Below are 9,511 nucleotides of genomic sequence, written 5' to 3' on the forward strand. Positions count from 1 at the left end.
TGTCCGGCGCGCCGCGGGCGCGGCTATTCGGGATATTCGCGCGGCGTGGCTTCGGGATGGCTGTCGGGAAGCACCGGCGCTTCGGGCGACGTGCGCAGCGGCTGGCGATCGGGGTTTGGCGCCGGCGTCTCGGGATAGACCTTGTCGGGCTGTGCCGGCGGGTCGCAATCGGGACACTCGGGAGGGCGCGCCGCGCTGGCGGAGTCTCGCTCGAAACGATCCATGGCAGTCTCTCCTGACAGGCCGGTCTGGCCTTCGCCTCTCTCGCGCCGCTGGCCGTAATGCGCCATTAGGGATTCCCCCTAGCCGCTCCCTCGGAGATGAGCACGAGCGCGCCGTTCGCATCGGTGAGCGGCAGCGCGGTGACATGCGTCCGCAGATCGCAGCGCGCCGGCGCTTCGAGGAACGCCGCGCCATCGGCACGGGTCAGATTGACGACCGACCGGATCGATCGTTCTTCCCAGAGATCAGTATAGGGAAAGCCGGGGATGTCGCTCATATGGATGCCCGCGCAAATGACGCGTCCGCCCTTCCGCACCCGCCCGCTCGACGCGGCGCAGCGGCGCGCCCGGTGTGTCCAGCTGCATGGCATGAAAACATTGGTCCATTGCGTGCGTCTCCGGCCGGCTGGCTGTCGAAGCGCCGGCCCGATCGCCTAGGTCAGTGAAGCTCGAGTTCGAGCAGCGCCAGCGTGGCGTCGCCATCATAGTCGCTCCCCTTGAACCCCAGCGTCCGTTCGACCTCCATCGCGCCGCGATTGGCGCGGCTTTCGATCGACCGGAGCGTCTTCAGGCCGCGGTCACGGGCGAGATCGACGGCATGATTGAGAAGGGTCCAGCCGACGCCGCGCGTTTTATACGCCGGCGCGACCGAAATCGCGACCTCGGCGGTCACAAAGGCCTCGTCTGCGGCGATCAGCAGGCTCGCGATCAGCTCCGACGTCGCCGCATCGAACGCGAGGAGATGCTCGCGGTGCCGGTGATCGACCCCGATCATCGCCGCGAGCTGCGCGCTCGAAAGGTGCGACTGGCCGCTCAGGAAGCGGAACTGCATATCGTCCGCGGTCAAGCCGTCGAAGAAATGATTGACGATATCCGCATCGCTGTCTGCGACCGGCCGGAGACGAAGATCGACGCCGCTGCGGGTCTGCAGGCAGGTCTCGGTCGCCTCGCTCAGCGTGGTGTCGGGCGCATTGGTAAGCGTCATCCTCTGTCTCCTTGATTTGGGTTGGACCGCAGGAGCGGCGAAGTGCGAAGGGTGAGCGTGCCTATGATGCGGCTATTCTCTCGCCGCGGGTCCGCCGGCGCGCGATTTACCGCGATCCGGTGCGGGTGCGCGCGACAGGGGGTCAATGGACGGGGTTTCGGCATCGCCTGCTCCTTTGCGACCGCAGGCTAGCGCCCCGTGCGGTCGGCGCATTTCGTAATTATACGGAGCGGCCCATTGTGCCGACCGGCCTGAAAGCGCGGCTTTATTGATCAGGGTCAATGAAAGCGGTGCGCATAAGGGCTTCCCTCTCCATCCTGAAGGAGAGCCAGACATGCGAAATCTTTTGATTCACGCCGACGAGAGCCCGGCCATGGCCGCGCGCACCGAGACCGCGCTCGCGATCGGGCGCCGCCTCGGCGCCCATCTCAGTTTCCTGATCTGTTCGCCTTTCCAGCAATTCATCGCCTCGGACCCCTTCGGCGGCATGTATCTGGCGCGCGAACAACTTGCCGCGGCCCAGCTTGCCGATGCCGAGCTTGAGACCCGGCTTGCGGAGCAGCTCGCGCGCGAGGATGTGCCCTGGGACGTCGCAATCGCCGACGGCGATGCGCTCGCGTCGCTGTCGCTCGCCGCGACGCTCGCCGATCTGGCCATCGTCTCGCTCGGCCCCCGCGACCGGCGCGGCCTCGCGCAGCCAACGCTGGCGGGCGACCTCGCGATGACTGTGCCGGCGCCGGTGCTCGCCTTGCCCGCCGAAGGCCAGCCGCTCGACCTCGACGCCGCGGTGATGATCCTGTGGAACGGCAGCCCGCAAGCCGCGCACGCCTTGCGCGCCGCCGCGCCGCTGATGGCGGGCGCGGGAAGCGTGACGATGGTGCAGGTCGGTCCGGACGAGGGACGGGTGCCCGCCGAGGATGCGCTTTGCTATCTGTCGCGGCACGGCATTCATGGCGAGCTTCGCCGCGTCGATCGCGGGGCGCTTACGCCCGAGGAGATTCTCGAGCGAACTGCGAAAGAGCTGGCGCCGGGGCTCATCGTGATGGGCGCCTATGGGCGTCCGCGGCTGCGCGAGACCCTGTTCGGCGGGGTGACGCGCTATCTGCTCGAAGCCGCGCCGGCGCCGCTCCTGCTCGCCCATTGACCGCGACGCATGCCTGCCGGGCGCCCGGCGCATGACCGATTGCCTGTCGTGCATCGTGCGCAATCGCGCCATCTGTGCGAGTCTGCGGCCGGACGAGCTCCTGTTGCTCGGCCGTATGGGCCGGCGCCAGCGCGTGAGCAGCGGGCATACGCTTCTGTGGGAGGGGGACGACGCGCCGGTCGTCGCCAATGTCCTCGAGGGTGTACTAAAACTCGTCGCCGCCACCGCAGACGGGCGCGAGCAGATCGTCGGCATCGTCTTTCCCTCGGACTTCATCGGGCGGCCGTTCGGGAAGGAAAGCCCTTACAGCGTCAGCGCGATCAGCGAGGCCGAGCTTTGCATCTTCCATCGCGACCAGTTCGACGAATTCGCCAGCGACCATCCCGACCTGCAGCAGAAATTGCTGCGCCGGACGCTCGGCGAGCTCGATCGCGCGCGCGGCTGGATGCTCCTTCTCGGCCGCAAGTCGGCATCGGAAAAGGTCGCTTCCTTCCTGCTCGAAATGGCCGAGCGCCTTTCGGGGGAGCCCAGTGCAGCGGTGATCTCGCGCGGTTTTGAGTTGCCCTTTGGTCGCCAGCAGATCGCGGACATTCTGGGCCTCACCATCGAAACCACGAGCCGCCAGCTCACTAAAATGCGCGCCAATGGCCTGATCGACCTCCCATCCCGCCGCGAGGTCGTCATCAACGACCTCGCGGCTCTGAACGAGATGGCGGGCTGACCGGCCACCGGCGCCAGCCAAGGAGGTTAGAAGCGGAAGGCGACGCCGGCGCTGATCACCCAGGGATCGAGCTTGTGCCGCGTCTTGAGCAACTCGGTCGTCCCGGCGTACCAGGTCGCGGTCGGGCGCAGGAAATAGCGCTTGGCATCGAAGGATAGCGCAAGTCCCTTGTCGTTCACCGGAATATCGACCCCGGCCTGGAGCGCGGCGCCGAGCTTGTCGCCCATCTTCTGCCGCGTCGCGCCGAGCGACCGGGTCGTCGCACCGGGCTTCTCGTCGATGAAGATGAAATAGCTCGGACCTGCACCGACATAGGGCTGGATACCGCCTTCCTTGCCGAAATGATATTTGAGGGTGAGCGTCGCGGGCACGATCTTGGCGTTCGACACCAAAGTCGCGCCGTTCAGCGCGCCGCGGCCATTGACGTCATGCTGGGTGACCCCGGCAATCGTCTCGAGCGAGATATGGTCGGCGACATAATATTCGATCGCGACCGTCGGCGTCACATTGTCGTCGGCCTTCGTCTGCGTTCCGGCCGGAAGGCCGATCCGGTCGAGCTTGACGTCGCTGATCTTGCCGTCGGGCGCGACATAGGTCGCGAAGATCTTGAACTGGATATCGCCGGCCTTGGCCGCGGCCTGGCCGGGAATCGCGGCGGCGGCGGCCAGCGCGATCAGGGAGAGATGCTGTTTTTTCATGGTCGTTGCTCCTTGCGTTGACCTGGGCTCCCTGCACCCGGCGCGGCCGCCGGGCATTGATGCCGCGCAATCTATTCGTTGATCCTGGTCAATGTTTTTGCCCCGCCGCGCGGCCAAGAGCGGTCTCGAACTATGCGGCAGCGAAGCCGCGCGATGACAGGGGCAAGCGTTATGGACACTCTGGTAGCAAAGGCGGGGGGCTGGCTCGGCCTGGCCCTGCTCGCGCTGGTGATGGCGGCGGTCGCGGTCGATGCGCCCTTCGCCGTCCATATGATCATCGTCGCGCTCGCCGCTCTGCTGATGCTCTGGGCGACCGTGTCGCGCGCCGATTATGAGGCGATCGCGCGCGGGATATTGAAGATGCCGGCCGATCAGGGCGTTTATGACGACGACCCGATTCGCTGGGGCGTTATTGCCACGCTTTTCTGGGGCCTTGCCGGCATGGCGGCAGGCCTCTTCATCGCGCTCCAGCTTGCCTTTCCGGCGCTCAACCTCAATCTGGAATATACGACTTTCGGGCGCATCAGGCCGCTCCACACCTCGGCGGTGATTTTCGCTTTCGGCGGCAACGCGCTGATCGCGACCAGCTATTACGTCGTGCAGCGCACCTGCCGCGCGCGGCTCGCCTTCCCGACGCTCGCGCGCTTCGTCTTCTGGGGATACCAGCTATTCATCGTTCTGGCGGCGACCGGCTACCTGATGGGGGTCACCGAGGCGAAGGAATATGCCGAGCCCGAATGGTATGTCGATCTCTGGCTGACCATCGTCTGGGTCGCCTACCTCATTGTCTTCCTCGGCACGATCGTGAAGCGCCGCGAGCCGCACATCTATGTCGCGAACTGGTTTTACCTGAGCTTCATCATCACTATCGCGATGCTCCACATCGTCAACAATCTGTCGATGCCCGCCAGCATTTTCGGTTCGAAAAGCTACGCCGCCTTCGCCGGCGTCCAGGATGCGCTGACGCAATGGTGGTATGGGCATAACGCGGTCGGCTTCTTCCTGACCGCGGGTTTCCTCGCGATGATGTATTATTTCGTGCCGAAGCAGGCCGAGCGCCCGGTCTATAGCTATCGCCTGTCGATCATCCACTTCTGGTCGCTGATCTTCCTCTACATCTGGGCGGGTCCGCACCACCTCCATTACACTGCGCTCCCCGACTGGGCGCAGACGCTGGGTATGGTCTTTTCGATCATGCTTTGGATGCCGAGCTGGGGCGGCATGATCAACGGGCTGATGACGCTCAACGGCGCGTGGGACAAGATCCGCACCGACCCGATCATTCGCATGATGGTGATGGCGCTCGCCTTCTATGGGATGAGCACCTTCGAAGGCCCGATGATGTCGATCAAATGGGTCAACTCCATGTCGCATTATACCGACTGGACGATCGGCCATGTTCATTCGGGCGCGCTGGGGTGGAACGGCATGATCACCTTCGCCTGCGTCTATTATCTCGCGCCGCGCCTGTGGAACCGCCCGCGCCTCTACAGCCTGCGGATGGTGAACTGGCACTTCTGGCTCGCGACCGTGGGGATCGTTTTCTACGCCTCGTCGATGTGGGTCGCCGGCATCATGCAGGGGCTGATGTGGCGGGAGTACGGCGCCGACGGCTACCTCGTCTACAGCTTTGCCGAAAGCGTTGCCGCGATGCATCCGATGTACCTGATCCGCGCTGCGGGCGGGGCGATGTATCTTGCGGGCTTCCTCATCATGATCGTCAATGTCTGGGCGACGCTCGCAGGCAAGGTGCGTGCCGAGAAGCCGATGACCGAAACTCCGCACAATGTGGCGGCCGACCGCCCGCTCGCCCTCGCGCCCGCCGAATAAGGAGCCCATCCATGGCCAAGAACAACGCCGAAAAGGGCTTCAGCCACAAGATTCTCGAGCGCAACGTCAGCCTGCTCGGTCTCTTCGCGCTGGTCGCGGTCACCATCGGCGGCATCGTCGAGATCGCGCCGCTCTTCTGGATCGACAACACGATCGAGAAGGTCGACGGCATGCGGCCCTACACCCCGCTCGAGCTTGCCGGGCGCAACATCTATATGCGCGAGGGCTGCTATACCTGCCACAGCCAGATGATCCGTCCGTTCCGTGATGAGGTCGAACGCTATGGCCATTACAGCCTCGCGGCCGAGAGCATGTACGATCATCCCTTCCAATGGGGGTCGAAGCGCACCGGACCCGACCTCGCCCGCGTCGGCGGGCGCTACTCCGACGAATGGCATCGCGCGCATCTGATCGATCCCAGGAGCGTCGTGCCCGAATCGATCATGCCGCCCTACGCCTTCCTCGCCGACCGCGACCTTGAGACCGGCGATATGCGAAACGACCTCACCGCGCTGTACCGGGTCGGCGTGCCCTACACGAAGGCCGACATCGCGAAGGCGAACGACGATATCGCGGCGCAGGCCAATCCCGAGGCGGGGGCTGGCGATCTCGCCAAGCGCTATCCCAAGGCCCAAGTCCGTGACTTCGATGGCGATCCCGATCGCATTACCGAGATGGACGCGCTCGTCGCCTATCTCCAGATGCTCGGCACCCTCGTCGACGTCGACAAGGCGGGGCCGCAGGAACGTTCGCACGAAGCAAAAACGGCTCCTGCCCAGGCGAAAGCGCCATGAGCTACGACGCGCTCCGCCATTTCGCCGACAGCTGGGGGCTGCTTGCCATGGCGGTCCTCTTCCTCGGCCTCGTGGCCTGGCCGTTTCGCAAGGCCGCGCGCCCGCGCAACGATGAAGCCGCGAACATGATCTTCAAGGACGACGAGCATGGTTGAGCAGAAACGCATCGACGAAGCGACCGGCACGAGCACGGTCGGTCATGAATGGGACGGCATCGAGGAGCTCAATACGCCCTTGCCGCGCTGGTGGCTGTGGACCTTTTACCTGACGATTGTCTGGGCGCTCGGCTACGTCATCCTCTACCCGGCATGGCCGATGATCGATGACGCGACGAAAGGCGTCCTTGGCTGGTCGAGCCGCGGGCAGCTCGAGCAGGAACTCGCCGCCGACAGCAAGCGCCGCGCGCCGATCGTGAACGCGATTGCCGCGACCGATATCGCCGATCTGGCCGCCAAGCCCGCGCTGATGCAGGCTGCGGTGCAGGGCGGCGGCGCGGCGTTCCGCGTTCATTGCATCCAGTGCCACGGCGCCGGCGGCGCAGGACTCAAGAAGCTCTATCCGAGCCTGACCGACGACGACTGGCTGTGGGGCGGCGATCTTGCTGCAATCGAATATACGGTCACGCATGGCATCCGGAATCCGGGGCATAAGGACACGCGGACCAGCCTGATGCCCGCATTCGGACGCGACGGAATTCTCGACGCGGCGCAGATCGGCGATGTGGTCAGCTTTGTCCGCACGCTGAGCCGCCAGGAGAAGCCGAGCGCTTCCTCGGCGCGCGGCGCGGTGCTTTTCGAAACCAATTGCGCGGTGTGCCATGGCGCTGGCGGCGAGGGCGGGCGACAGGTGGGCGCGCCGAGACTCACCGATGCCATCTGGCTCTATGGCGGCGACCGCGACAGCCTCGCCGCGACGATCAACCAGCCGCGCAACGGCGTGATGCCGCGCTGGGGCGAGCGCCTCGATCCGGTCACCATCAAGATGCTCGCGACCTATGTCTATTCGCTAGGCGGCGGCGAGAAGGTGCCTGCGGCACCCGCAGCGAAAGGGCAGGGAGCCGATGGCCAGCCCTGAGGATCTCGCCGGCGCTCCGCTCTCGCTCTACGAGGCGCGCAAGGGCGTCTATCCCAAGCGGGTCGACGGCTTCTATCGCCGGCTGAAATGGGCCATCATGGGGGTCACGCTTGCCATCTATTATGGCACGCCCTGGATTCGCTGGGACCGCGGATCCTATGCGCCCGATCAGGCGGTGCTCGTCGATCTCGCTCACCGGCGCTTCTACATGTTCCAGATCGAAATCTGGCCACACGAATTCTATTATGTTGCGGGCCTGCTGATCATGGCGGGAATCGGGCTGTTTCTCGTCACGAGCGCGGTCGGCCGTGCCTGGTGTGGCTATGCCTGCCCGCAGACCGTCTGGACCGATCTCTTCCAGCATGTCGACCGGCTGATCGACGGCGACCGCAATGCACAAATGCGGCTGGCTAATGGCTCCTGGACGATCGAGAAGCTGGCGAAGCGGGGCGCCAAATATGCCATCTATCTGGGAGTCGCTTTCTGGACCGGCGGCGCGTGGATCATGTATTTCGCCGACGCGCCGACGCTGACCCGCGACTTTTGGGCGGGGCAGGCGGCACCGGTCGCCTATGGCACCGTCGCTGTCCTCACCGCGACGACCTTCATCCTCGGCGGCTTCATGCGCGAACAGGTGTGCATCTACATGTGCCCCTGGCCGCGCATCCAGACTGCGATGATGGACGAAAAGTCGCTGCTGGTCACCTACAAGGACTGGCGCGGTGAGCCGCGCGGAAGCGTCAAGAAGGCCGCCGCGCAACCCGGTGGCTTTGGCGATTGCGTCGATTGTAGCCAATGCGTCGCGGTCTGCCCGACCGGGATCGACATCCGCGAGGGGCCGCAGATCGGCTGTATTACCTGCGCGCTGTGCATCGACGCCTGCGACGGTGTGATGAAGCAGGTTGGCCGCCCGCGCGGATTGATCGATTATTGCACGCTCGACGACGCGGCGGTCGAAAAGGCCGGCGGCCAGTCGCAGCCGGTGCGCAAGACGCTGATGCGTCCGCGCACTTTGATCTATCTTGGCGTGTGGAGCGCGATCGGTGCGGCGATGCTCTTCTCGCTTGGTCAGCGCACGCGGCTCGATCTTGCCGTTCAGCACGAGCGCAGCCCGCTCTATGTCCAGCTTTCCGATGGCCATATCCGCAACACTTATACGCTGAAGCTTCGCAATATGGAGACGCGGCCGCGCCGGGTTGCGGTAACCGTCAGCGGCCTCGGCGGTGCCGCTTTGTGGACCGAAGCCGGGTCGCGCAAGGCCGCGGGACAGCGGATCGAGGTGGCGCTTGCGCCCGACAGCGTCACCCGCGTCAAACTCTTCGTTGCCGCGCCCGCCGGCGGACCGGCGCGCCAGGATTTCACCATCGCGACCCGGGCGCTCGACGGCGATCCGCGCGGCGACGCCGAAACCATCCAGTTCGACCGACCGGAGACTGTCCCATGACCGAGCGCCCCGCCGCCAGGGCCTTTACCGGCTGGCACATGACCGCGATCCTCGTCGCCTTCTTTGGCGTCGTCATGACCGTCAACTTCACGATGGCGCGGCTCGCTTCCTCGACGTTCGGAGGAACGGTCGTCGATAACAGCTATGTCGCGAGCCAGCATTATAACAAATGGTTGAAACGGGCCGCCGCGCAGGACCGGTTGGGATGGAACGAGACCGTCACACTGGATTCCGCGCGGCATGTCCTGTTGACGATAAAGAAGAACGATCTCCCGCTCGCCGATCTCCGCGTCTCGGCGACCGTCAATCATCCGGTTGGGCGCACCGCGCCTGCCGCGCTCCATTTCGAGCCGGCGGCGGGCGGCGTGCTGCGCTCGGTCGAGCCGCTGGCGTTGGGGCGCTGGCGGCTCGACCTCATCGTCCGGCACGGCGCCGACGAAGCGCGCTACCGGAAGGACGTGCTTTGAGCGCCGCCGTCCTGATCGAGCGCGATTTCGCGGTTCCCGATATTCGCTGCGCCGGCTGCGTCGCCAAGCTCGAGCAGGGACTGGTGCGCGACAAACGCATCGCCGCCGCGAGGGTCAATTTTACCGAAAAACG

12 protein-coding genes are annotated in these 9,511 nt (G+C 65.2%); 8 read left to right on the forward strand and 4 right to left on the reverse strand.

The window, feature by feature from the left end; translation table 11 throughout:
• Positions 1-23: 23 nt before the first annotated feature.
• From AC3A43_RS12775 to AC3A43_RS12785, 3 genes are all read right to left on the reverse strand, one after another.
• Positions 24-224, reverse strand: a complete 201-nt coding sequence (locus AC3A43_RS12775; RefSeq protein WP_487792909.1) for a hypothetical protein — start codon at positions 222-224, stop codon at positions 24-26.
• A gap of 65 nt (positions 225-289) precedes the next feature.
• Complete coding sequence (locus AC3A43_RS12780) at positions 290-499, reverse strand: hypothetical protein (RefSeq protein ID WP_487792910.1); 210 nt, start codon at positions 497-499, stop codon at positions 290-292.
• 161 nt (positions 500-660) lie between these two features.
• Complete coding sequence (locus AC3A43_RS12785; RefSeq protein ID WP_487792911.1) at positions 661-1,206, reverse strand: GNAT family N-acetyltransferase; 546 nt, start codon at positions 1,204-1,206, stop codon at positions 661-663.
• A 334-nt stretch (positions 1,207-1,540) separates the two neighbouring features.
• On the opposite strand from AC3A43_RS12785, the gene AC3A43_RS12790 reads away from it, so the two are divergent.
• Together AC3A43_RS12790 and AC3A43_RS12795 are read left to right on the forward strand one after the other, a co-directional pair.
• The gene (locus AC3A43_RS12790) at positions 1,541-2,350 is read left to right on the forward strand and encodes a universal stress protein (protein ID WP_487792912.1); all 810 of its coding nucleotides are present in this window, start codon (positions 1,541-1,543) and stop codon (positions 2,348-2,350) included.
• A gap of 31 nt (positions 2,351-2,381) precedes the next feature.
• Positions 2,382-3,071 carry a Crp/Fnr family transcriptional regulator gene (locus tag AC3A43_RS12795; RefSeq protein ID WP_487792913.1) on the forward strand — a complete coding sequence of 230 codons (690 nt, stop codon included), beginning with the start codon at positions 2,382-2,384 and terminating at the stop codon, positions 3,069-3,071.
• Between the two features lie 26 nt (positions 3,072-3,097).
• Here AC3A43_RS12795 and AC3A43_RS12800 read toward each other — a convergent pair whose 3' ends face one another.
• Positions 3,098-3,769 carry an OmpW/AlkL family protein gene (locus AC3A43_RS12800; RefSeq protein ID WP_487792914.1) on the reverse strand — a complete coding sequence of 224 codons (672 nt, stop codon included), beginning with the start codon at positions 3,767-3,769 and terminating at the stop codon, positions 3,098-3,100.
• 171 nt (positions 3,770-3,940) lie between these two features.
• Between AC3A43_RS12800 and ccoN the strand changes: the two genes are divergently transcribed.
• The 6 genes from ccoN to AC3A43_RS12830 are packed head-to-tail and all read left to right on the forward strand — an operon-like array spanning position 3,941 to position 9,378.
• Positions 3,941-5,599, forward strand: a complete 1,659-nt coding sequence (ccoN, locus tag AC3A43_RS12805) for a cytochrome-c oxidase, cbb3-type subunit I (protein ID WP_487792915.1) — start codon at positions 3,941-3,943, stop codon at positions 5,597-5,599.
• Between the two features lie 11 nt (positions 5,600-5,610).
• On the forward strand, positions 5,611-6,393 hold the full coding sequence (ccoO, locus tag AC3A43_RS12810) for a cytochrome-c oxidase, cbb3-type subunit II (protein WP_487792916.1): 783 nt from the start codon (positions 5,611-5,613) through the stop codon (positions 6,391-6,393).
• Positions 6,390-6,548 (forward strand): cbb3-type cytochrome c oxidase subunit 3, encoded by a 159-nt coding sequence (locus AC3A43_RS12815; protein ID WP_487792917.1) that lies wholly within the window; start codon positions 6,390-6,392, stop codon positions 6,546-6,548. The genes ccoO and AC3A43_RS12815 overlap by 4 nt, the downstream gene beginning before the upstream one ends.
• Complete coding sequence (gene ccoP, locus AC3A43_RS12820) at positions 6,541-7,467, forward strand: cytochrome-c oxidase, cbb3-type subunit III (protein ID WP_487792918.1); 927 nt, start codon at positions 6,541-6,543, stop codon at positions 7,465-7,467. Before AC3A43_RS12815 ends, ccoP begins: the two co-directional genes overlap by 8 nt.
• Entirely contained in the window at positions 7,454-8,911 is a 1,458-nt protein-coding gene (gene ccoG, locus AC3A43_RS12825) for a cytochrome c oxidase accessory protein CcoG (protein ID WP_487792919.1), read from the forward strand. Before ccoP ends, ccoG begins: the two co-directional genes overlap by 14 nt.
• Positions 8,908-9,378: a FixH family protein gene (locus AC3A43_RS12830; protein ID WP_487792920.1), complete on the forward strand. Its 471-nt coding sequence runs from the start codon at positions 8,908-8,910 to the stop codon at positions 9,376-9,378. Before ccoG ends, AC3A43_RS12830 begins: the two co-directional genes overlap by 4 nt.
• Positions 9,379-9,511: the final 133 nt, after the last annotated feature.

Source organism: Sphingopyxis sp. Soil_C_28 (assembly GCF_057657055.1).